19 protein-coding genes are annotated in these 21,898 nt (G+C 47.6%); 11 read left to right on the top strand and 8 right to left on the bottom strand.

Translation table 11 applies throughout. From position 1 onward, the window contains the following. The first annotated feature begins 2 nt into the window (after positions 1–2). Positions 3–4,640 carry an immunoglobulin-like domain-containing protein gene (locus ABEA66_RS15925; protein ID WP_345588780.1) on the top strand — a complete coding sequence of 1,546 codons (4,638 nt, stop codon included), beginning with the start codon at positions 3–5 and terminating at the stop codon, positions 4,638–4,640. A gap of 136 nt (positions 4,641–4,776) precedes the next feature. Here ABEA66_RS15925 and ABEA66_RS15920 read toward each other — a convergent pair whose 3' ends face one another. Together ABEA66_RS15920 and ABEA66_RS15915 are read right to left on the bottom strand one after the other, a co-directional pair. Continuing rightward, positions 4,777–5,241, bottom strand: coding sequence for a phage tail protein (locus tag ABEA66_RS15920; protein ID WP_079915060.1), 465 nt, complete (start codon positions 5,239–5,241; stop codon positions 4,777–4,779). A gap of 191 nt (positions 5,242–5,432) precedes the next feature. After that, positions 5,433–6,839: a hypothetical protein gene (locus tag ABEA66_RS15915; protein WP_345588778.1), complete on the bottom strand. Its 1,407-nt coding sequence runs from the start codon at positions 6,837–6,839 to the stop codon at positions 5,433–5,435. Positions 6,840–7,514: 675 nt separating this feature from the next. On the opposite strand from ABEA66_RS15915, the gene ABEA66_RS15910 reads away from it, so the two are divergent. Further along, complete coding sequence (locus ABEA66_RS15910) at positions 7,515–8,549, top strand: Cfr family 23S rRNA (adenine(2503)-C(8))-methyltransferase (RefSeq protein WP_079915025.1); 1,035 nt, start codon at positions 7,515–7,517, stop codon at positions 8,547–8,549. Positions 8,550–8,720: 171 nt separating this feature from the next. After that, positions 8,721–10,199 carry an Lsa family ABC-F type ribosomal protection protein gene (locus ABEA66_RS15905; RefSeq protein WP_345588774.1) on the top strand — a complete coding sequence of 493 codons (1,479 nt, stop codon included), beginning with the start codon at positions 8,721–8,723 and terminating at the stop codon, positions 10,197–10,199. Between the two features lie 63 nt (positions 10,200–10,262). Here ABEA66_RS15905 and ABEA66_RS15900 read toward each other — a convergent pair whose 3' ends face one another. Further along, positions 10,263–10,886 carry a TetR/AcrR family transcriptional regulator gene (locus tag ABEA66_RS15900; RefSeq protein WP_345588772.1) on the bottom strand — a complete coding sequence of 208 codons (624 nt, stop codon included), beginning with the start codon at positions 10,884–10,886 and terminating at the stop codon, positions 10,263–10,265. A gap of 192 nt (positions 10,887–11,078) precedes the next feature. On the opposite strand from ABEA66_RS15900, the gene ABEA66_RS15895 reads away from it, so the two are divergent. Next, the gene (locus ABEA66_RS15895) at positions 11,079–11,858 is read left to right on the top strand and encodes a nuclear transport factor 2 family protein (protein WP_345588769.1); all 780 of its coding nucleotides are present in this window, start codon (positions 11,079–11,081) and stop codon (positions 11,856–11,858) included. Between the two features lie 345 nt (positions 11,859–12,203). Here ABEA66_RS15895 and ABEA66_RS15890 read toward each other — a convergent pair whose 3' ends face one another. The 3 genes from ABEA66_RS15890 to ABEA66_RS15880 are packed head-to-tail and all read right to left on the bottom strand — an operon-like array spanning position 12,204 to position 13,671. Continuing rightward, the gene (locus tag ABEA66_RS15890; RefSeq protein WP_345588767.1) at positions 12,204–12,329 is read right to left on the bottom strand and encodes an AgrD family cyclic lactone autoinducer peptide; all 126 of its coding nucleotides are present in this window, start codon (positions 12,327–12,329) and stop codon (positions 12,204–12,206) included. 2 nt (positions 12,330–12,331) lie between these two features. Continuing rightward, positions 12,332–12,880, bottom strand: coding sequence for an accessory gene regulator B family protein (locus ABEA66_RS15885; protein ID WP_345588765.1), 549 nt, complete (start codon positions 12,878–12,880; stop codon positions 12,332–12,334). Continuing rightward, positions 12,877–13,671, bottom strand: coding sequence for a hypothetical protein (locus ABEA66_RS15880; protein ID WP_345588763.1), 795 nt, complete (start codon positions 13,669–13,671; stop codon positions 12,877–12,879). Before ABEA66_RS15880 ends, ABEA66_RS15885 begins: the two co-directional genes overlap by 4 nt. 194 nt (positions 13,672–13,865) lie before the next feature. Between ABEA66_RS15880 and ABEA66_RS15875 the strand changes: the two genes are divergently transcribed. Beyond that, entirely contained in the window at positions 13,866–14,300 is a 435-nt protein-coding gene (locus ABEA66_RS15875; protein ID WP_079915017.1) for a VOC family protein, read from the top strand. Between the two features lie 49 nt (positions 14,301–14,349). Here the strand turns inward: ABEA66_RS15875 and ABEA66_RS15870 are convergent, their stop codons facing one another. Both ABEA66_RS15870 and ABEA66_RS15865 read right to left on the bottom strand, forming a co-directional pair. Then, a complete protein-coding gene (locus ABEA66_RS15870) occupies positions 14,350–14,589 on the bottom strand; it encodes a hypothetical protein (protein WP_345588757.1) in 240 nt (79 codons plus the stop codon). A 341-nt stretch (positions 14,590–14,930) separates the two neighbouring features. Next, positions 14,931–15,476, bottom strand: a complete 546-nt coding sequence (locus ABEA66_RS15865) for a TetR/AcrR family transcriptional regulator (protein ID WP_345588755.1) — start codon at positions 15,474–15,476, stop codon at positions 14,931–14,933. Between the two features lie 225 nt (positions 15,477–15,701). Here ABEA66_RS15865 and ABEA66_RS15860 point away from each other — a divergent pair, with 225 nt between their 5' ends. From ABEA66_RS15860 to ABEA66_RS15835, 6 genes are all read left to right on the top strand, one after another. Next, positions 15,702–16,763, top strand: a complete 1,062-nt coding sequence (locus ABEA66_RS15860; RefSeq protein WP_345588753.1) for a metallophosphoesterase family protein — start codon at positions 15,702–15,704, stop codon at positions 16,761–16,763. 154 nt (positions 16,764–16,917) lie between these two features. After that, positions 16,918–17,907: a quinone oxidoreductase family protein gene (locus ABEA66_RS15855; protein WP_345588751.1), complete on the top strand. Its 990-nt coding sequence runs from the start codon at positions 16,918–16,920 to the stop codon at positions 17,905–17,907. A 176-nt stretch (positions 17,908–18,083) separates the two neighbouring features. Next, a complete protein-coding gene (locus tag ABEA66_RS15850) occupies positions 18,084–18,923 on the top strand; it encodes a helix-turn-helix transcriptional regulator (protein ID WP_079913135.1) in 840 nt (279 codons plus the stop codon). 144 nt (positions 18,924–19,067) lie between these two features. Then, positions 19,068–19,781 (top strand): GntR family transcriptional regulator, encoded by a 714-nt coding sequence (locus ABEA66_RS15845; protein ID WP_345588748.1) that lies wholly within the window; start codon positions 19,068–19,070, stop codon positions 19,779–19,781. A 203-nt stretch (positions 19,782–19,984) separates the two neighbouring features. Further along, entirely contained in the window at positions 19,985–20,809 is an 825-nt protein-coding gene (locus ABEA66_RS15840; RefSeq protein WP_345588746.1) for an ABC transporter permease, read from the top strand. Between the two features lie 15 nt (positions 20,810–20,824). After that, a complete protein-coding gene (locus ABEA66_RS15835) occupies positions 20,825–21,871 on the top strand; it encodes an ABC transporter ATP-binding protein (RefSeq protein WP_345588744.1) in 1,047 nt (348 codons plus the stop codon). Positions 21,872–21,898 lie beyond the last annotated feature (27 nt).

The following is a 21,898-nucleotide window of genomic DNA, read 5'->3' as shown; positions in this document are numbered from 1 at the left end:
CGATGGCTATTGGAACATCAAATAGGCTGCGTCAGGCATTGAAACGATCCTGTATCGCGCTTGCGGCCGGTGCCTTGCTGGCATCGGCTGCAGCAAGCTTCACCGCGGGAACGACTCATGCGGCACCCGTGAATCTGGAAGCGGATTATGTCGTAAGTGAAGGGCCGCTTGTCCGCACGGAGCAATTCAACAATACGAATTACACGCCGCTTCCGGTTCATGTCGTCGATGAACTCAAAGGGATCCGGACCAAGGTCGTAAGAGATTTTGTTAAAATTAATTGGTACTACAACAAGGATGAGGCGAACAGCGATTATTTGGCTTATTCCATCGACGACCCGCGTAACGCGACGAACCCGGATTTACAGCATGGCCGCAAGGAAACGTATGATTTCATGTCCCAGTTTACCGATGGCATTCTCCTATCTCTCGCTTATTCCTACGGAGGTGACGCGAATCCGCAGAAAAACCGCCTCCTAGCCGGCGAGACCGAAATGAACTGGCCTGAATTCGACAAGGCGATGAAGAAAATCATTTATACGTTGAAAGAGAAAAATCCGAAGATCGAATATATCGAGGTGGGCAACGAGCCGAACCTGGAGCCTGCCTATTATGGACATGTGAAGGATGATATTCCCGGCTACATGCGCATGTATCAGGGCATGTCGGAAGCGGTAAAATGGGTAAACGCACAGGGCTTGGCCGGGCAGCCGCTGAAAGTAGGCGGACCGGTATTATCCGGCTACAATTTCGAGAAGCAGAAGCAGTTCGTCGATCTTGCCTACGCCGCAAGCTATCAGGTCGATTTTGTGTCATGGCACCGATACCAGGAGGACGTGCGGATGAACGAAACGCAGGAAATCGAAATGAAAAGCTATCTGCACAAGTTTTATCCGAATGCTATAACCATTGTTAGCGAATACGGCTGGAAGGGGGGCGGGGGCTTAAGTGATCCGACGAACAACGTCGGACTGGCGAAGCAAGCGGCGTTTATGACGGACTCGGCATCCTATTATGCCCGTGGAGGGACGGATATTCCGATGAACTGGGTAGCGGTCCATACACTGAATGCGTATTTCAAGAACCAGTTCGATGTCGACTATGCTTTAAGCAATGGGGATACGACGAATTGGCAGACATTTATGAATCCTAATCCAAGGGCTTTACAATATTTGAACCTGCGCGGGTGGAGGGAGTCGGCATCGACCTCCAAGCCGATGAAGATCAAGGAAATTCGTTTTTTTGACAGCAGTAACAACCCGATTCCAATCCCGAATCCGGCAAACGACCCGATTATTGCAGCGGTTACGGACGGTGATGATGCGACGCAGTTTATCCAGGCAGACTACTGGACCTGGCTCAAGTTCGATCTGGGTCCATCGGCTCCCGGGATTGCCAGGGTTGATATCAAGTGGGGGAATCCCGATATCAACACCTTCCAGCTCACTGGCACTAGTGATAAATTGAAATATTACGAGGTGCTGGGCCGCACCTTCTTCACCCCGTATTTTAACACAATGCGGATGTTCGCCCGGCTCGGGGACACCCGGGTGAAAGCAACCGGCGGCAGCAGTGACATCTATGGGACACGGATGCTGGCGACGAAGAACAGCGATTCCAAAGCGACGATGATGGTGTGGAACAAACAGGGAGACGGGGCGGCCTCATCCAATGTCAGCATCGATGTGAAGCATCTGCCGCCAGGCTTTGAAGGGAAGAGTGTACGGATCAAAAAGTATTTGGTCGACGAGACCCATAGCAATTATGCCTACAACAAAATCGACGAGCTCCAGTTGGTCGACGAAACCATAGCGAACACGGCGGACAATCTGACGATTAACGCTACGTTGAATAGAAATGCGGTAATGCTGATAGAGCTGGAGGCGGTTGATCCTAGCATCCAAAATATCGTGTCTGCCGGCAAGGAAGTTACCTCTACGACAGGAATGACAAATATGCCGGCGCTGGTGGACGGCAATAGTCTGACTGCTGCTGTCGCAGCCGATAGCAGCTATCCGCAAACTATACAAATGGATCTCGGCAGACCCTATGAGTTATCAGGGATGCAAATCGATTGGACGAACAGCGCATCGAGAAATTTCAGCTACGCAATAGCTACGAGCTTGGATGGCACGTCGTACCATACGGTAGCGGATCAAACCGACCCGGCTTCCGCTGTTCCAAGAGGGAACAGTCTGGACTGGTTCCAAACCAAGGCGCGGTATGTGAAGCTGACGGTGACGGGCTCCACCTTCGATGGCCCGCTATCGATTAACGATGTAAAGGTTTTTGCCGAAGCGCTGTACAAAAACGGGTTCGACACTACCGAGGATAAGAATGCAATGGCGGCATGGACGACGGTTGGCTTTGGATCGAAATCCACCCCATGGACCACCGTGACGGACAGTGTTTACCCTAACACATTCGTGCAACCGATGGACCTATACAGCACGACACCTAGTTTCGCCATTTTTGGTGACAGTCTTAAGGATTATGGAGTGGAAGCGCGGGTCAGAACTACGGACAGTGGAAACGTGCAAATGGGGCTTATTGCCCGAGCGACCGATTACAATAACTTGTATTACTTCAAGCTGTACCGAAACAGCTCCGCGCATCAGGCAGTGCTGGAGAAGCGCGTCAATGGAACGACAACCGTGCTTAAGTCGGTGGATTTGGCTGATCCGATTCAGTCGAACCGCTGGTATAGGCTGAATTTGGAAGCTGTCGGAACAACGCTGCGAGCTTCTATTGACGGCGTTCAGGTTATCGAGCTTACGGATGCCAGCCGGGCTTCCGGTAAATTCGGGCTGCGAAGCCATGAATCCATCGTAGGCTTCGACGATGTCAAAGTGTATCCGATCGTTCCGCTGCTTGGCGATATTAAGGTGAACGGCGTTTCCATTGAGGGCTTCCATCCGCATTTGAACAACTACACTGTGCTTGTCCCATCGACGAGCTCTGCGGTAATCGTGACGGCAACCGTCTACGGTACGGCCAATACCATGGCGTCCCCGGCCTCCGGGCAGGTGGCCTTCGACGCGGTTGGCCAAGAGAGGTCGTACACAATAGCTGCGCTGTCGACTGAAGGCAATGGGGCGAATTATTACAAGATAAACTTGCGGACGGCAAGCGCCGACACATCGCTTAGCAGCCTGAGGCTGTCGGCCATTACGGACCCTCTGACAGCCCCGGGCCAACAATTACCCGAATCGAGTGTTGCTCTGGTTCCGGGTCAAACGAAATACACGATTCACGTTCCTTCCCGTACGGCTTATGTCAAGGTGGTAGAGGCGATCCCGACGGCAAGCAATGTGGCTTCAGTTCAAATCACTAACGCAGCTTTGGTGAACGGCTCGGGTACCGCAACGGTAAAAGTAACCTCCGAAGCCGGAACGACGGCGGAATATATACTGAATATCCGGGCGAATCCGGAGGCGGCTGCCGGGACGGTGCTATACGAAGAAAATTTTGAGAGCGGAGCTTACAATCAGGACGCAGCGACCGGTTGGAATAACGGTGCCGTACCGAATGGTGCAGCTTCACATCTACGCATTGTGGATGAGGATCAGGGCAAGGTGCTGGAGAAGTATACGACGACCAGCATGGCCTTTACGGTCGGTCAAAGCGGTTGGACAGATTACGATGTAAGGGCCAGAGTTAAAGCGCAGGCCAGCCCGTCACTGCCAGGCATTATTGCGCGCGCATCCGACGATGCCAAAAACTTTTATATGCTGCGCATTCATAACGGCACGAATGGACTGCCTGGCGGAAGCACGGGATATGTCATCCTTGGCCGTGTCGTGAACGGGATGCTGCGTGAGCTGGACAGCAAAAAAATCCCATACCCGTATGTGATCGGTAACTGGTATCAGCTTCGTCTTGTCGTGGATGGCAATCGGATCAAAGGCTATGTGGACGATAGCCTGATCTATGACGAAGTAGATAACGGATCGTTATTCCCGACGAATCCTCCTGCACTGATGCAAGGCAAGGCGGGGATCCGGGTGGCAAACCAGGCAGCCCGCATCGATGATTTTCAGGTATCCCATCTTGCTGCCCTACCCGCAGATTCGGTGAAGCCGGTGATAACCCTGAACGGGCCGGCAGTGGTTGAAGTATTGGCTGGCAGCACGTATACGGATGCAGGAGCGACGGCGGCGGATGATGTGGACGGCGATCTGACAAGCCGCATTCAAGTGAGCGGCAGTGTGGACACGTCGACGCCAGGAACGTACACGCTGGTCTATACCGTAATGGACAACGCACATAATGTAGCGGACCCGGTTGTACGCACTGTAACGGTAACCGCTGCGGGGGATAAGCCGTTTACTGTCATTGCAAATGGCGGGCTGAACCGGACGAACGGTTTGAGTGCTAAGGTCGACGTTACCCGCACACCCGGCTCGGTAGATCATGCGGGTAGGGAAGTCGTTTACTTTCAGCTTCTTAAGGGCAGCACTCCCGTATCCCATGTTGCGTTGGAAAGCGAGCTTACGAATGGCGGCAGCCTGACAGGCCATTTCGATGTGCCGGATGCTGAAGAGGGCACTTATACGGTTCATGTGTTTATCGTCGATATGCTCGACTCTATAGAGGGATCCTTGCCGATTCCGTTATCGAATAAGGTGATCGTGGAGTAGATTTCTGCAAGGAGGCAGCCCTTAGCTGGGAGGGATTCCCTTTCCATTAAGTCAGCATATAGACAACAAGCCACTCCTTACAAGGGAGTGGCTTGTTTTGATAGTTCATCTCTTTTGATGATTCGTTATGTTCTGCTTAATATTGTCCTTTAATTACAAAAAACGAGCCTCGAATCGTTCCGGCCAATTTGGATTTCTGCCTGGCAAACTTAAACTTGCCTTCTAACTCCTTGGGAACGTCCATTCCCTCAGAAAGCTTAAAGCCAACAGCCCGCTTCTTAGGATCGTCAACCGTATACATGACATTGAGCCCAAGACCATCCTCATAAAAAACGTAGGTGAACAGGATATTTTCGACTTGAAAGCGCGATGTTTCCAAAGGCTTGGCCGCAAACGCAATATCCCGTTCCTCCTTCAAGATTCGGTTCACATAATCAAGGATCTCCTGACTTTCGCCAGCTGGCACAACCGTAAATTCATGCTTGTATTTGTTCATAAAGTAACGGGCTTCGTTAGCACGTAAACCAGCGAGCGCTTCCGCTACAGGTGAAGATTCCAAACCTACCGTAGACACATTTTTAAAATCAACGATATACGACATATCCATCCCTCATTTTCTCTTTATTCCCGAATCCTCTTAAATATTTACATAGATTGGTATTGACAAACGACACTTTAAATATACTACATTGCTACGTCAAAACCCTTCATTTTGAGGAATAGAAGCCATGCCAAATCAATATCGTGATTTTCGCTGCATCATCTATGAAAATATATCGATAAGCATTGTTTTCATTTAAAGTCGTCGCCCGTCAAATAGTTGTGGAACGGACGGTCTACCCAGAACTTATACGTGCTGACTTTGACACTCGGGTCGATTTGTTTGAAGCCGGCGACGATGCCGTCCGACTTGTCGTTCAGCGAGAACGATTGCGCATAATAAGGACCGGCTGCAGTGGTGATTTTATTATTGGTAATCACATCGTAATCGTTCAGTTCGGTCAAGGAATAATAGAGCGGCTGCCACCAGGAACCGGCGATTAAGCCGGATGTGTCTTCACTGTTTTTCTTGGCGTATTGCAGTACGATCGGCTGGAATTTTGCTTTGTCCGCCGTACTCGCGAATTCGAAGGCGATGTCGTACTCCTTTGCCAAGGCGATATAGTTGCCGTTGGCCAGCTTTTGATAGCGCGTCGTGCTGGACGGTGTCGGCTGCCCCCATTCGATCAGATGTACGAAAGCGGATGTCTTCGGCTCAAACTGCACTTTGGCTTCAATACCTTCACTGCGCAGCAAGCCGATCAGCTGAATCGCGTGCTTCAGATCGGAATGGCCGTACGTCAGGGATAACGAGTCGACGAAGTTGGAGCTGAATCGCGAGTCCTTCAAATTATAGCCGGTGACCAGCCCTTGATCCAAAGCGGTGTTGACAACTTTCTCCAGTTCAGGCGCCTCAATGATATCCGATGTATTGTAGGCATCGGTCAGCTTCGCATAGATATTGGGATCGGAGGTTTGGCCGATGTAGTGTTTATAGTGTCCCTGAGTTTCCAGCACGTGTCCGAGAAGCTGCTCCGCCAGCCGCTTGGAGGCGTTCGCGCCCAGCCTCAGATCGCCGTACAATTCCGGGTCGACGAGTCCGGCATCCTTAGCTGCAGCGATCTCCTGGGCAGCCGATAGAGAGACGAAATCATCGACATTGAGCGACAGTGGGGCGAGCGATTGGGACACTTTTGACTGCGGATAGGAATAGGCCAGCTCGGTGAGGCCCGCTGCTTTTACTGCGATGAATGCGGCTTGCAGCGCTGAGAGCGGCTGATCCGCTGATACGGACGTCGAGGTCAGAATTCCTCTCTGATACAGTGCTGCGGCCGAGGCGTAGTACGGGCTGGACGCCGATAGATCGCTGAAAGCGACGGTCGTTGTACTCTCCGGCGTAAAGTTCAGCGAGCGGGCGACAGCGGCGATAAATTCCCCGCGCGTCGGTGTTTCCGACAGCGACACTTGGAATTTCTCCTGCAGAAATACGCCGTATTCGCTCAATGCCTGCTGAGTTTGTACAGCGGCGGTCTGAATGGGAGCGGAAGCTTCCGCTGGAGCTTCAGCGCCAAATGCCGCGTGCGCTGGAACCGTAAATAGCAGGGAGGCGGATAGGGCTGCTGTGAGCAGTCCATTCGGTACGGAAATTGTCTTGAACATGATGCATTCCTCCAACCATAGTTAAAATGGAAAAATATAAATCCGAGTAATTATGTAGGATTTTCCTATGCATTCTATCATCCGTCACAAAACCTGTCAATAGTAGAAAACCAAGACGAGATCAAGTGGAAGGAGAGACCGTGCTATTTGAAACGTTGAAAGCACGAAGCATGTCCAAAGTTGAAATGTGAAATGCATTATGCTACAATCACTTTTAGTATTCAAGGGGAGATGATGAGAATAATGTAAGTTTTCTTGCTATTTTACGAATGATAAAACAATATCTGTTTTATTTTTTGTTGAGCAAGAAAGTTACTTATTCTCTTCACTCAAATAAATTTATCTGTCCCACGAGGTGGGTTAGATTTCAGCATTCATTTATTTGAGCTACAAGAAAGGGAACTTTCTTGTAGCTCTTTTATTTTTGTTTTTTATCTTGAGGAGGTTGAAAATCGATGTTTGAAGTTGTAAATGATCATGTGAGCCGTTCATTGTCCGTTGGTACGGTTCACGATCAAACAAAACGGATGCCGGAGCATTATCCATCTATTGATAGATGCACGTAGCGATTCTAGCTGCAAGCTTCGTGGGCTTTCATAGGGTTGGTTAATGTGCTTATTAAACACCAACAAAAGGGTGTAAAGGCTTTTTCTCCGGCTCAAGAGGAGAAAAAACATGAAATCAACTTCGAAATACGAAATGATTCAACATATATTGACAGAATGGAAACAACCCGCCTATCGGTTCCAGCAAATTACGGATGCGATCTTTAAGCAAAGAATCGGGGAGTATGACCGAATGACCGTACTGCCCAAGAGGATAAGAAACGATTTCATCATGGAGCTTGGCGAACATGTTTTGAATTTAACCCCTGTTATGCAAAAGACATCCAGTCAAGTGAATAAAGTGCTCTTTGCCATTGAGGGCGGCGAACGGGTGGAAGCCGTTCAGCTGAGCTATGAGCGCGGGTGGAAATCCTACTGTATTTCCAGTCAGTGCGGATGCGGGTATGGCTGCCGCTTTTGCGCAACAGGCACAATCGGCCTGAAACGGAATCTGACTGCCGATGAAATTACCGATCAATTGTTATATTTTCATTTAAACGGTCAAGCCTTGGATAGTGTTTCGTTTATGGGGATGGGAGAGGCGCTGGCCAATCCTAATATCTTCGACGCGCTTAAGCTTCTAACCGATTCCCGAATCTTCGGCTTGGGTCATCGAAGAATAACCGTTTCCACTATCGGTATTATGCCGGGGATCGATCGTCTGACGCAGGAATTTCCGCAGGTAAATCTGACCTTTTCCCTGCATTCTCCGTTCGACGAACAGCGGAGCGAGCTAATGCCCATTAACCATCGCTTCCCGCTTCATGATGTAATGAATAAGCTGGACCAGCATATTCGCACTACAGGCAGAAAAGTATATATTGCGTATATCTTGCTTCGAGGAGAAAACGATTCAACGGAACACGCAGAAGCGATTGCCGCCCTGTTGAAGAATAGAGGTTCTTGGGAACATTTATATCATGTCAATTTGATCCCCTACAATGCGACCGATGTGACGCCCGAAAGCTTCCATCCATCGGACAAAGACCGGGTTCAACGGTTTGTTAAGATTTTAAAGTCCAGAGGAATTCATGTCACCGTGCGAACCCAATTCGGAACGGATATCCAAGCAGCATGCGGCCAATTATATGGACATAACAAGTAAAAAAAGCTAAAGGAGGGATAACATGAGTACAGACACCGTGGTTACGCATGATTTACTCCGTATAAGTCGATAATATCCATTAAACTTATACGGAGTAAAATGAGACTGGATGGATATGTACCGACTTTTTATAAAGAAGCAGTGTGGTTATAAAAAGGAGGAACTTTCAACATGTCAATGATACAAGTGCAAAACCTGACGTTTTCTTATCCAAGCAGCTTTGATAATATTTTCGATGATGTTAGCTTTCAACTCGATACGGATTGGAAGCTCGGGTTTATCGGCCGCAACGGACGGGGCAAAACAACGTTTTTCAATCTGTTGCTGGGCAAATATGAATATAGCGGGAAAATTATTTCTTCGGTCGAGTTTAATTATTTTCCCTATCCCGTCTCGGATAAAAGCAAACTCACCTATGAAATATTAGAAGAGATATGTCCCCAGGCGGAGGATTGGGAGTTTCTTCGGGAAATCTCTTATTTGGACGTCGATGCCGAAGTGATGTACCGGCCCTTTGAAACCTTATCGAATGGGGAACAAACGAAGGTTTTGCTTGCCTCGCTTTTTTTGAATGAAGGGCAGTTTTTATTAATTGATGAGCCCACCAATCACCTGGATACCGATGCACGAAAGAGGGTTTCCAATTATTTAAAAAGAAAAAAAGGGTTCATTTTAATTTCGCATGATCGAAATTTTTTGGATGGCTGTGTTGACCACATCTTGTCCATCAACCGAGCGAATATCGAAGTTCAAAGCGGTAATTATTCTTCCTGGAAGCTCAATTTCGACAGACAGCAGGATCATGAGGAAGCAGCAAATGAACGATTGCAAAAAGATATTGGAAGGCTGCAGCAATCTGCCAAACGTTCAGCTAATTGGTCAGATCAAGTAGAAGCTTCCAAAAATGGCACAACGAATTCCGGTTCTAAATTGGATAAGGGGTTTGTGGGACACAAAGCTGCCAAAATGATGAAACGTGCAAAGAATATTGAATCCAGGCAGCAGAAAGCCATTGAAGAAAAGTCAAAGCTGCTCAAAAATGTTGAAAAAACAGAGTCATTAAAGCTGGAACCGTTGGAATACAAATCCGAAGAGCTGATCCGTTTAACGGATGTATCCGTTATATACGATGGTGAAACCGTGAATAAGCCCATAAGTTTTCATGTCAAGCAAGGAGACCGGGTTGTGCTTGACGGAAAGAATGGCAGTGGAAAAAGCAGTATTTTAAAGCTCATCCTGGGGGAGCCCTTACAGCATACAGGCACTTTGAACGTTAGTTCAAGCCTTGTCATTTCTTATGTACAGCAGGATACTTCTCATTTAAAGGGAATGTTATCCGACTTTATTGAAGAACATCAAATTGATGAACCGTTATTTAAATCCGTTCTGCGAAAAATGGACTTTGAACGTATCCAGTTTGAAAAGGATATATCCCATTATTCCGGCGGGCAAAAGAAAAAGCTGCTTATAGCCAAAAGCTTATGTGAAAAAGCTCATTTATACATTTGGGATGAGCCGTTAAACTTCATTGATATTTATACACGCATGCAGATTGAAGAGCTCATTCAAGGCTTCAATCCAACCATGGTGTTTGTAGAGCATGACCAGGCATTCCAAGAACAAGTCGCTACGAAAACGGTAGCCTTATAATGAACCTTCAGTATTGAGAAGTAAACCCGTTCCATAATTCCGGAGCGGGTTTATTTTTGTATTTTATTTGGGAAATGGATGAGTTTCCTCGACCGTGATACCGGCCGCTTTCAAATGCCCGTAGGCAATGATTCTGCTAAACTGGGATGCAACTTCATCTGCAGGAAGGGCGTTATCGTTTTTAACCCACCAAATTACAATCCCCATAAAAGCTGATACGAGGTATTCGAGCAGCAATTCCTTGGATATCGACGAAGGGGAATTTCCCTTAGCAGGATTCCATCCTTCATTCAGTTTATCTTTAATGATATTCTCCATTTTCGCTCGAAACTGATAGATTCTGTTCTCGTCAATTAACATAGCATAGTAAAAGGTAGTGTTGCGCGAAATATGTTCGAGTATAGTTTGCATGACTATTTCGAGTACAGAAATGCTGTAAGGATTCGTACTGATGGGACAAAGAACGATGGCATCCTTTAATTCGCTCAACAATTCATTCATGCATGTATCTAATAAATCGGGCTTATTTTGGTAATGGAGATAAAAGGTGTTGCGATTAATCATTGCCCGATCGGCAATATCCTGTACTGTAATCGCTTCGTAACCTTTTTCCTGAATAAGCTCATAAAACGCCTTGCGAATCGATTGTTTCGTGCGCAGTATTCTTAGATCCGTTTTCTTGCTCATGGTTTTCGTTCCCCCAAAATGGATTTAGTCCGTTTAGCGACAAACTTTTATAAGATGTCTTTTATCCTTCAAAACGAAAAATATTGAATATTGAACGTGATAATAACCTCCATTATAATGAGCGACAGATAAATAAACAACATGATGTTCATTATTTATCTAATGACCATTTACTCTAAGGAGGATATTCCAATGACATTCAACCATCAACATGAGCTTGTACTTAAAGCAATCGCCGTTCTGGAAAGTTTAGAAAGCGGGAACCCCGAAGCAATTACGGCTTACGTTCATCCGGAACATTATATTCAGCACAATCAGGCCTTACCCAATGGTCGTGAAGCCATGCTTGGCGCACTCGGTCATTTAAAGGAAATAGGTACGAAGGTAAGCATTAAGCGTACATTAATAGACGGAGATTATGTCGCTCTTCATTCTTTATATGATTTTCACGGACCTAAAGTCGCTTTTGATATTTTCCGTTTCGAGAATGGACTCATCGTCGAGCATTGGGATAATTTACAAGAGATGGAGGGCAAGACACCAAGCAATCATACGATGATTGATGGACCGATCACCATTAAAGATATCGACAAGACGGATGCCAACAAAGTATTGGTCAGAAGCTACGTCGAAAATATCTTGCTTGGGAAGAACCGCGACCTGCTTGCCACTTATTTTGACGGAGATAACTACATTCAGCATAGTCCACATATTGCGGACGGCCTTTCCGGACTTCATGCTGCATTGCAGGCGCTGGAGGAGAAGCATATTGAGTTTCAATATACTCATGTCCATCAAGTCATAGGACAAGGCGATTTTGTGCTTACAATGAGCGAAGGTCACTTCGACCGTCAGCCTACCGCTTTCTACGATTTGTTCCGCGTAGAGAATGGAAAGATCGCCGAGCATTGGGATGTCATCGAGCCCATTCTGCCGGCAGAAAAACGAAAGAACTCGAACCCTAGATTTTGAGGAAACTTTGCAATAAATCAAAAAGAAAAACCCGGCATTCACGCCGAGCTCGTTGTTGTATATAAGGAACAGTGTCTTCAGGATAGTCGAGTTAATGGACTGCATCGCGACGATTTCTTGCGACGACGGGAGCCGCGCAAGAGCGACCATGACGAAGGTCGAGAATGCGAAAAAAATGCCCGCGATCCACAAGCAAAAAAGGAGCGGAAAAAGAACAGGAGGCGCCGTACGGAAGGGATTGTGGTCCTGAATGGAATGCGTGAGTACAATAAGCATAGGCCTACTGCTTGCTGCAGTAGGCCTTGTTTTACAATCCTATTTCTAATCATTTGAAGGATTAAACAATCATTTCTTAAGCTCTTCCGGGATCTGAGGACGATGCCACTCAAAGCTAAACGATGTAGGTACAGTAATAAAAGCAACACCTACTAGCATGGTATTCAGAATTTTCGCGATACCTTTTTTCACCATAGTCAATAACTCCTCTCAAGTTTAAATATTTTTTCAAACCAAGGTGTTAATGAAAATGCTTGTACTACTATAATAGAGGATAATAGAGAATTTTGTAAGTAGAAATTGGAAAAAATAAATAATAAACTGCAAATTTTTATGATCCATTTTTTACGTAAAGAGACCTTCCTTATTACATCAATTCCTTTTGGCGCATAGATTGCAAAAACAAATAGAGAAATAATATCAAATGTGAGCCCCAGGTAATCATAAGGATACTTTACGAAAACAAGAAGCAAAAATACAATAATGGTAAAGATACAACAGGACAACGAAGAATTTAGATGCGCTCCGCCTGTAAAGTACCTTAATACGGTTAATATCAAGAATACTACGAGCCAACGTTCCAGGTTCCCGGCAGCGGCACAAATAACGAATGATATCAAGAGGGCGGTAAGGGTGTTAATAGTAATAATTAGCGAATAGGTTAACAGCTCCTTAGAGGAAGCTTTAGGATGATTCTGCCTGATAAAGTCAGCTATTTTTGAGGCTAACTCATCGATTGGATTCATTTTTTACCCACTCCAGTAGTGTTTAAGTACTTTTTATCTACCGCGTTTTTGTTTCTTCTCCAGGCAATTATCAAAACGATGATAAGTAATAATGCGATTAAAAAAAATATAATCGGATGGATCATGCTGTGTGTAGCCGTGTACATAGACAGCCTGCTTGCTTGAATTGCACAAACAATTAATATGAGTAGAACGCCAAAAATAACATTGAGCGGTTTCAAGGCTTTACGACCGTAAAGCTGTCTTGCGAGGAACATGAATCCAAACTTCCTGTAATTGAACAAAGCTGTTAATAGTAGAAGCAATATACTAGTACTTATTTGAATAATGGACATTTGAGTTAATGAATTACTAATACCCATATAAGTGGTTAAACCTATAAGCTGTGCAATGGAAGCAATTAAGTATTCCGCTAGAAATCCTACAATCGTATAAATGATGGAAATTAGGAATGAATATGCAATTGGCAGGTTAAACAGCACTATGCAAGATATAATCAAAAATGTCGGCAGGAAGAAGATGGTGATCCCTTTCATAGCCGCTACTTCTGATAAATAATAGGAGAGCAGACTCATAATAGTAGTAATTGATAATATTTTATAAAGATTATGACCGAACAAAAGCCGAAAAATAGAAAAGGTGAAGAGTCCTGTTGCACCATATTCCAGTATGTACAGTAATATCCGACTTACAGCAACCACAAAGGCACCAATCTCTCTTGTTGTATTATTGTTAAAAGTTATTAAATAAGAATTAACATATTTTTGTTCATTTGTGTAGTCTTTTTTCAATGTGAGATAAATAACGCCCGCTTTGTGCAAGGCAACAAATTATTGACAGGAAGAAATTGTAATTATAAGATTGATCGGATAGTTGGGCTTAATGACGTTAAAACGGCATATGTGTTCTTCTGGATGATTACGTTCGTGGGCCTGAGGGATTTATTGCGGAGCTGGCTGAGAACATAAAAAGGAGAAGGTGGCCTATGTTGAACAAAAAAACAAAGGGTGCGGATGTGATCGGATACTGCTGCATGAGATTTCCAGTCACCAATTTGAAGAAATCGGTGGATTTTTATTGCGATGTATTGGGCTATGAATTGATTTCAGCAGATTATTCATTTGGAGAGGCACATGTCGGATTAAAAAATGGCAATGGACCGGGTATTTTTTTGATGGAAACGAAACAGGAAGAAGTCACGCCAATGAAGTTTGTATTTCCCCGTTCCTTCTTTATTACAAGCAGCACAGGGCATGTGACGATGATTGAGCTATTAACGAATGATTTGCTTGCTTTGCATGAACGGGTTAAACAAGCTGGCGCTCCTATTGATAAAGAGCCTGTATTTACTAATGATTTCGGTTATTTCACCTTTTATGATCCGGACGGGCATTATTTTCGGGCGGTCGAAGAAGCATAACAATAGCAAAGCCCTTGAGCATCTTATGATAGACTCGAGGGCTTGTTACTTACTGTAAATTTTTCCTATCCGTCAAAGGGTCCTCGTCTAAATCGATTGCAGCTTCAAACACGTTGTCTTGCGGAACATTCGTAAGATCGAGCTTTTGCTTCACCTGATCGCCGATGTTTTCATACCAGGCTTCAAAGGAGTCATCTAATTGCGCCTCCCGATGGCGATCCTCATTCACATCCGAGTCCGCTTCGATTTTACTGCCAAATACCCCATAATCATCCCCAGGTTGTCTCATTGAGTGATTCAACTCCTTCGTTGTTGGGTCTAATTAAAATCTCCCAAAAGAATCCATTTTATACATGGACTTGTTCTGCCGATTTCGGAGATGAATATGGAATCCAAGGAGTGGCATACTTTTATCGTATTGCCATCTCAGCAAAGGGAGGTTGGAAGGATGTCTCGCAATAATGCGAACAATAACGGCAAAAAATCTCAGCCTGGAAATAACCAGGACTCTGAGGTAGCCGGATCCAATGGCAAGACGAAGAAATAAAGGAGTAAGAAACCGCCGAACCGGCGGTTTTTTTTCGTGGGGGACATCCGGAAATGCTTTGATCAGTATGATCGGGCGGGCGGCTAAAGGCTTCTCTCCAGCAGTGTCCCAACTTGTTTCGCCATTTCTTCAGGCGGGTACGGCATATCATTTCTGATCCACCATTCAATGACACCTACATAAGCGGTTCCCGCATATTGCAGCATAACATTTTCGCTTAGATCCTTATTTTTTCCGCTTTCTCTATCAATCTCGCCTTGGAACCCTTCGGTAATATAATCAAGAAGCCGTTTTCGAAATGAAGGGGCCCCTTTACTCGCTAACATAGTCGAAAAGAATACATAGTTTTTTTCAAAATATTCGAAAAAGGGTAAGAGTGCGCTGCTCCAATCCAATCTGCAAGCCCATTCACCCATCTCCCTTAATTCGTTAATGTGTGACTCTATAAGCTTGTCCAACAGATCAAATTTGTCCTGATAATGAAGATAGATAGTACCGCGGTTAATATTTGCCCAATCGGCTATATCCTGAATGGTAATTTCATCGAAACTTTTTTTCGTCATTAGTTCAATAACCGCTTTTTTCATAGCTTCTTGTGATTTAAGAATTCTCCGGTCCACTTTGGTCATCGTAACTATTCACCAAGCTTTCATAGATATTGAGCATTTTCAAACACTGTGTTGAATAATCAACAGATTACGGATCTTTAACCATTGATAAGCATAGTCTTACTTATATAATAATAGACGTAAGTTGATTAATCAATTGAGTTTGATTAACAGTATGTAGTTAACGCTTATTTATGCCAAGAAGAACGGAATTCATAACAATTCTGAAAGGAAAATCATTACTCAATGACAAGACGAAACTTTATTAAATGGTTGATCGCAGCTGTTTGGGCGAGTATCCTAACCATTTCTGGACTTATTATGTCCCGGCGTTTTCGAGGGGCCGCGGGCTACGATAATAGAACGATGCCTTCGATAGCTGCACCACCAGGCAGTGTAACAGATGAGAAGCAACCAACGGAAGACGCTGGACCGTTACTTTCCTTTTTCATTATAAGCGACCTGCATATCAACTCGGGGATTGCCGCCCAATCCAATCACCTGCGAAAGGCCCTTGACGATATAAAGACGTTCGGAGATAAAGCACAAGCAATCGTTATTACCGGGGATATTACCGATTCGGGAACACCGTCTGATTACAGGGAGTTCAAAAATATCATGTCCCGATACGAGCTTCCGCCGGTATATGCCAATATGGGGAACCACGATTATTATAATGTTTGGATCGGAAAGGATGGTGCATGGAATCAGGATTCGTTCCCGAACGGTAAGACCGATACCATGGCTCGGCAGGCGTTTACATCCATGTTCAATCTTGAGAAGCCTTACCATGACGTGTGGCTGAACGGTTTCTATTTTATTCTCCTGTCGCAGGAAGCGTATATTCAGGAAAGACCGGAAGTGGGCGAAGGCGCATGGTACTCGGACGAGCAAATGAGCTGGTTTCGGAGCAAGATGGCAGAAAACAATGACGGTAAGCCTGTCTTTGTTATGATTCACCAGGAGCTGCCGCCGATAGGCCAGGATGGAGGCAATCATATGCTGATCAAAGCCAAGGAGTTCCGAGAGATCTTGAAACCATACCGTAACGTATTCGTTTTTTCCGGGCATACGCATCAGGACTTTACCGTAAACACGGAGCATTATATCCAAGAAACGTTCCACTGGTTCAGGAACTCGTCAATTGGTCTCGTGATGAATACCAAATACGAAAATGTAAGGAAGGATGCTGCACAAGGCTTGTACATAGAGGTATATCCCAACAAGGTCGTGCTGCGCGGCCGTGAATTCAGCGACAGGACATGGATCAAAGAAGCAGATTGGTCTGTTCCGATTTCAGAAAGCTAATGCTGCATTTTGTATGGCAAAAGACAAATGGTCTGTCCCAGTCGAGGTGCAACCTGTTACTTTTTATACCCGTATAAACTGAACCTGCCTGCCTTAGACCCTCCTTGGTAAGATAATCCCATGAATATTACTATTTTTCCTGGAGGTTATCACAATGAAATCAGTTGTTATTGAAAGAGCAGGCGGGGCAGAGGTGCTTAAGGTCAAGGAAATGCCGGAGCTTGCACCTAGATATGGGGAGATGATCATTGATGTAGCTTATGCGGGCGTCGGGCTCGTGGATATTTTGATCCGTAAGGGCGAGTTTACCGAGCTGTTTCCTTTTCCGCTGACTCCAGGAATTGAGGTGTCCGGATATGTCCGCTCCATAGGAGACGGGGTGGAGGGATTCCGGATCGGCCAGCCGGTTGTTTCTATGAAACTGCTTGAGCTTGGCGGATACGCCACTCAGACCAGAGTAACACCTCAGCTTACAGTACCGCTAGATGTGCTGGAAGGAGAGCTGAGCATGGCCGAGGCGGCGGCCTCCATCGTTAATTTGACCACAGCCTACATGGCGGTTAAGCAAGTGAACCGGATGCGGGAGGGGGACACGGTTCTGGTTCATGCCGCAGCAGGCGGACTCGGCAGCTTTATCGGGCAAGTCGCCAAGCGGTTTGGTGCATCGAGGGTACTTGGAACGGTTGGTTCGCCGGATAAAATCAAATTGGCCGCATCGCTTGGATACGATGAACTGCTGCTGCGGTCGGATTTTGTGGAGGAAACGAAACGGATTGCAGGAGCACAGGGCGTCGATGCCGTGTTTGACCCCGTCGGCGGAGAGACGCGGGCCCGCAGCCTGGAGCTCTTGAGACCGCTCGGACAGATCGTCGCTTTGGGCAATGCCAGCGGCGGCGAAGTGCTGCACAATACGAACGATATTTGGTTGGGCAACATGAACATCGCCGGATTTAACCTGGGGGCGTATGCCGTCTATGATCCGAAAGCCGTGGGCCAAGCGGCAAGCGAGGCGATGCAGCTGCTTGCCAGCGGGAAGATCCGCTCGGAGGTGTACGGCATCTACCCGATGGAGAACGCATCCGAGGCGCACCGTCTGCTCGAGAGTCGGCAAACATCGGGAAAACTGGTCCTGCAGATGGGCTAAGAGTTATCGCTTTATTGTTCCCTGTGGTCTTGTGAACACTCGCAAAAAGGGGATTACCCTGCTGCCTCTAGCCCGCCCCAAGCGCGGACTGGAGGCTTTCTTTTGTGGCGGGAGGGATGGTATCATTTGAATGTTAAAGTTGAGGAAACGCTGAACATCTCGGAGGTGCTGCTGCAATGACGCAAACCCGGAATTTGCTCGGGGAATTTTTAAAATCGCGCAGGGCTAGGCTTCAGCCAAGTGACGTCGGTATCGGCGGGGGATATGGAAGAAGGAGAACCCCAGGACTTCGCCGTGAAGAGGTGGCGGAGATTGCCAATGTCAGCACCACCTGGTACACGTGGCTGGAGCAAGGGAGAGATGTGGCCGCTTCCAGGGAAGTCATGGAAAATATCGCCAGGGCGCTGCTCCTGTCGCCCGACGAAAAGCTGCATGTCATGCGGCTGGCGGGATTCGGCGATCTTCCGGAATGGTCCGCACCATTGCCCTTCACGCCGGTGGAGCCGGGAATACAAAAGATCATTGATCAATTCATGTATCCCGCCATTATTGTCAACCGCCGGACCGAAATCATGGCATGGAATCGCCAAGCGCCGCGATGGTTGTATGACTTTCTGGCAGAACCCGGAATGGGCCGCAACATGGTCTGGTCCATCTTCATGAATCCATATTTGCGGGATCGCGTCCTGAACTGGGAACAATTTGCCGCATACAGTGCCGCCATTCTCCGTGCATACCATGGACAATCCAACGGGGACCCGTGGTATGAGATGTTTGCGCAAAAGCTTTCCGAGGAAAGTGAGGAATTCGCGGTGTTATGGGAGCGGCATGATGTCCGGGAGAAGCAGGCGCAGCCATTTCAGCTTGACCACCCGGATCTTGGCCCGCTATCCTTTGAAATCAATACCTTTGCCCATATTAACGGCAATGAGGACATTCACTGCTGCGTCTTTACGCCGATGGAGGGCACAGGAACCGAAGAAAAGCTGAAGCTTGACGTGCAAAAAATGCCGTAACCGATCATCCGGATGCCGCCTAAGCCCCGATCAATTGCAAAGGGTGGTTAGGCCGTTGTAACCGGTCAGCACAGCGTTGACAAGTTTCCATGCTTCGTTCACAATAGGAAGTGTAAAGATGTCTAGAGGAGTAGATGTTATCATATGCTAGCGAAGCAGCAATTGATCAAGCAGTCCCTGGAGTCCATGATGGAGAACGGGCAGCTGCGCGTCGGCCAGCGTCTTCCGTCCGAGCTGCAAATGGCCAAAGATTTCGGAGTCAGCCGCGAAACGTTCCGGGCTGCGGTCCGCATGCTGGAGAAAGAAGGGAGGCTGCTTGTCAAACACGGCGTAGGGACCTTCGTTATTCAGCCGCTGCCGCTTATCCCGAGTTCGCTGGAGAAGCTGACGAGCATTGGCCATATCATCCGGACGGCGCAGCTGGACGAAGGGGAAAGCCGCGTGTCTCTCAAGACGGAGGCTTGCTCTCCGGAGGCTGCGCGGGCGCTAGATATCCGTCCGGGCGATGAAGTTGTTATCCTGGAACGCGTGCGCACCGCGGAGGGGGAACCGGTCGCCTTCTCCATCAATATAATTCCGCGCAGTATTGCCGGTGATGCCTTTGACCAAGGCGAATTCCACGGTTCACTGCTGGATTATTTCGAAAGCCGCCTCGTCCGCAAAATTACGACGGCGGATTCGGAAATTTGTGTGCCGCTTCATATCGACCGCAATTGCCAGCGGCTGCTGCTCCATCCGCAAACGACAGTCCTGCTGCTAAAGCAGGTACATTATGACGACGCCAATAAACCTGTCCTATACTCGCTCGATTACTTGCGTAACGATGTGTTTACGTTCCGGATTCGGCGCACAACGTAATTCCACAGCTTCCGATTAAGCCCCGGTCTGTTCTGCAGACCGGGGCTTTTCATTGATTACGAATCCCTGCTTCCAACACCCTGCGTATCTATCGTCCAAGCCTTTACAAATTATTTATCCCCGCTTGATGATCTGCTAATAATCATCGGCTATTATAATCCTATAGATGTCTATACCTCTTAGAAAATGGAAAGGAGCTTTGTATGAGCTGGAACCTGAGAATCTTCTCCGGCAAAGCGTGGATCGAATGGGCTGTCCTGCTGATCTTCGCCATCTTCTTCATGGGACCACTGCTTAATCTCTTGGTGCTGGCTTTCTCAGGAAAGTGGCAGTATCCTGCGATTTTGCCCCAGGAATGGTCGCTCTCCTGGTGGACCTATGTATTGACCCAGAACGAGGTGATCGAATCCATCTCACTCTCCTTCGGGATCGCCGCGGTCGTAACCCTGCTGTCTGTCATCCTCTGTTTGCCGGCGGCTTATGCGTTTGCCCGGATCCGATTTCGCTTAAGTAAGCTGTTTTTATTTTCGTTTTTGTTAACCCACGCTTTTCCCAAGATGGGGCTGTACGTATCGATTGCAGTTCTCTTCTATAAGCTGAACCTGATGAATACGTTTCTCGGTGTCGTGCTCATTCATATGGTCAACACGCTGATGTACATGACCTGGATTCCAGCTGCGGCCTTCAAGAGCGTCCATCTTTCCCAGGAAGAGTCGGCGCGGGATGCGGGAGCCGGTCCGTTCCGGGTGTTCTGGTACATCACGCTGCCGATGGCGCTGCCCGGTATCGTCGTTGCCTCGATCTTCACGTTTCTTTCTTCTCTGGACGAGGCCCAGGGAACCTTTATGGTCGGCATCCCGGATTTCCGTACGATGCCGCTGATCATGTATACGATCGTTCAGAACTATCCGACGACCGCAGGAGGCGTGTTCTCAATACTATTGACACTGCCCACGCTTCTTCTGCTGCTAGCCGCACGCCGTTTCATCAGCGCCGATGTATTATCGAGCGGATTTACCATCAAATAGGGGGCATAGGATGCAATGACTTTCCAACAACCTCAGTTATCGATTCAAAACTTCATGAAGGTGTTTAAAACGGGGGATGGAGTCAAGGGCGTAAGCCTGGATGTAAACAAAGGGGAGCTGGTAACGCTTCTCGGACCGTCCGGCTGCGGCAAGACGACAGTGCTCCGCGCCGTAGGGGGCTTCCTGGAACCTGACAGCGGAGACATTCTAATCGAAGGAAGAAGCGTCCTCCAAGTGCCGCCGGAGAAGCGCCCGACAGCGATGGTGTTTCAAAGCTACAACCTGTGGCCGCATATGACGGTCTTCGATAACCTCGCTTTCGGCTTGAAAATCCGCAAAAAGAAAAAAGAGGAGATACGCACCGCCGTCGATAAGGCGCTGCAGCTTGTTCGTCTGCACGGCATCGAGAGCAAGATGCCTGGTCAGCTGTCCGGCGGTCAGCAGCAGCGGGTTGCGGTCGCCAGAGCCTTGCTACTTGAGCCGGCGGTGCTGCTGCTCGACGAGCCGTTCTCGGCGCTCGATGCGAAGCTCCGGTTCGAGATGCGCGAAGAGCTGCGGGATATACAGGCAAGCACGGGCCTGACGATGGTTTTCGTCACGCACGACCAGGAGGAGGCGCTGTCGATCTCCGACCGGATCGTTGTCATGAATGCCGGACGCATCGAGCAAATCGATACGCCTCAGCGCATCTACGATCATCCGGAGACGTTGTTCGTTGCCCAATTTATCGGACGAATGAATTTCCTGTCCGGACGCGGGCACGGAGTTTCGGTCGATATTCAGGGACGGAGCTTCCCGGTCGGGCGCGAGCTGGACGGGGCGGTTACCGCAGCGGTCCGCCCAGAGGATGTGTTCATCTCCGAATGGGAGGGAGAAGACCGCGCAGGCGTGTTCCCCGCGACGATTCGTCAAGTGATGATCCTGGGACATTACGCCGAAGTGACGGCCGACACCACCGCCGGACCGGTCAAGCTGTTCGTGCCCCGTGAGCGGGCTGTGTCGCTTCATTCCGGACAATCCATATCCATCGGTTTCACGCGGGTAACCGCATATGCAGGATAAATACGAAGCGAATTTGAGGAGGCGGCA

Source organism: Paenibacillus vulneris, from assembly GCF_039543185.1.
GTDB classification, from domain to species: Bacteria; Bacillota; Bacilli; order Paenibacillales; family NBRC-103111; genus Paenibacillus_S; species Paenibacillus_S vulneris.
This window is presented reverse-complemented; position numbering and strand designations above follow the sequence as displayed.

Bases quoted from the DNA above. Each gene is read 5' to 3' on its own strand.
- ABEA66_RS15925 (WP_345588780.1), top strand. From the start codon at position 3: ATGGCTATTGGAACATCAAATAGGCTGCGTCAGGCATTGAAACGATCC.
- ABEA66_RS15920 (WP_079915060.1), bottom strand. From the start codon at position 5,241: ATGTCGTATATCGTTGATTTTAAAAATGTGTCTACGGTAGGTTTGGAA.
- ABEA66_RS15915 (WP_345588778.1), bottom strand. From the start codon at position 6,839: ATGTTCAAGACAATTTCCGTACCGAATGGACTGCTCACAGCAGCCCTA.
- ABEA66_RS15910 (WP_079915025.1), top strand. From the start codon at position 7,515: ATGAAATCAACTTCGAAATACGAAATGATTCAACATATATTGACAGAA.
- ABEA66_RS15905 (WP_345588774.1), top strand. From the start codon at position 8,721: ATGTCAATGATACAAGTGCAAAACCTGACGTTTTCTTATCCAAGCAGC.
- ABEA66_RS15900 (WP_345588772.1), bottom strand. From the start codon at position 10,886: ATGAGCAAGAAAACGGATCTAAGAATACTGCGCACGAAACAATCGATT.
- ABEA66_RS15895 (WP_345588769.1), top strand. From the start codon at position 11,079: ATGACATTCAACCATCAACATGAGCTTGTACTTAAAGCAATCGCCGTT.
- ABEA66_RS15890 (WP_345588767.1), bottom strand. From the start codon at position 12,329: ATGGTGAAAAAAGGTATCGCGAAAATTCTGAATACCATGCTAGTAGGT.
- ABEA66_RS15885 (WP_345588765.1), bottom strand. From the start codon at position 12,880: ATGAATCCAATCGATGAGTTAGCCTCAAAAATAGCTGACTTTATCAGG.
- ABEA66_RS15875 (WP_079915017.1), top strand. From the start codon at position 13,866: ATGTTGAACAAAAAAACAAAGGGTGCGGATGTGATCGGATACTGCTGC.
- ABEA66_RS15870 (WP_345588757.1), bottom strand. From the start codon at position 14,589: ATGAGACAACCTGGGGATGATTATGGGGTATTTGGCAGTAAAATCGAA.
- ABEA66_RS15865 (WP_345588755.1), bottom strand. From the start codon at position 15,476: ATGACCAAAGTGGACCGGAGAATTCTTAAATCACAAGAAGCTATGAAA.
- ABEA66_RS15860 (WP_345588753.1), top strand. From the start codon at position 15,702: ATGACAAGACGAAACTTTATTAAATGGTTGATCGCAGCTGTTTGGGCG.
- ABEA66_RS15855 (WP_345588751.1), top strand. From the start codon at position 16,918: ATGAAATCAGTTGTTATTGAAAGAGCAGGCGGGGCAGAGGTGCTTAAG.
- ABEA66_RS15850 (WP_079913135.1), top strand. From the start codon at position 18,084: ATGACGCAAACCCGGAATTTGCTCGGGGAATTTTTAAAATCGCGCAGG.
- ABEA66_RS15845 (WP_345588748.1), top strand. From the start codon at position 19,068: ATGCTAGCGAAGCAGCAATTGATCAAGCAGTCCCTGGAGTCCATGATG.
- ABEA66_RS15840 (WP_345588746.1), top strand. From the start codon at position 19,985: ATGAGCTGGAACCTGAGAATCTTCTCCGGCAAAGCGTGGATCGAATGG.
- ABEA66_RS15835 (WP_345588744.1), top strand. From the start codon at position 20,825: ATGACTTTCCAACAACCTCAGTTATCGATTCAAAACTTCATGAAGGTG.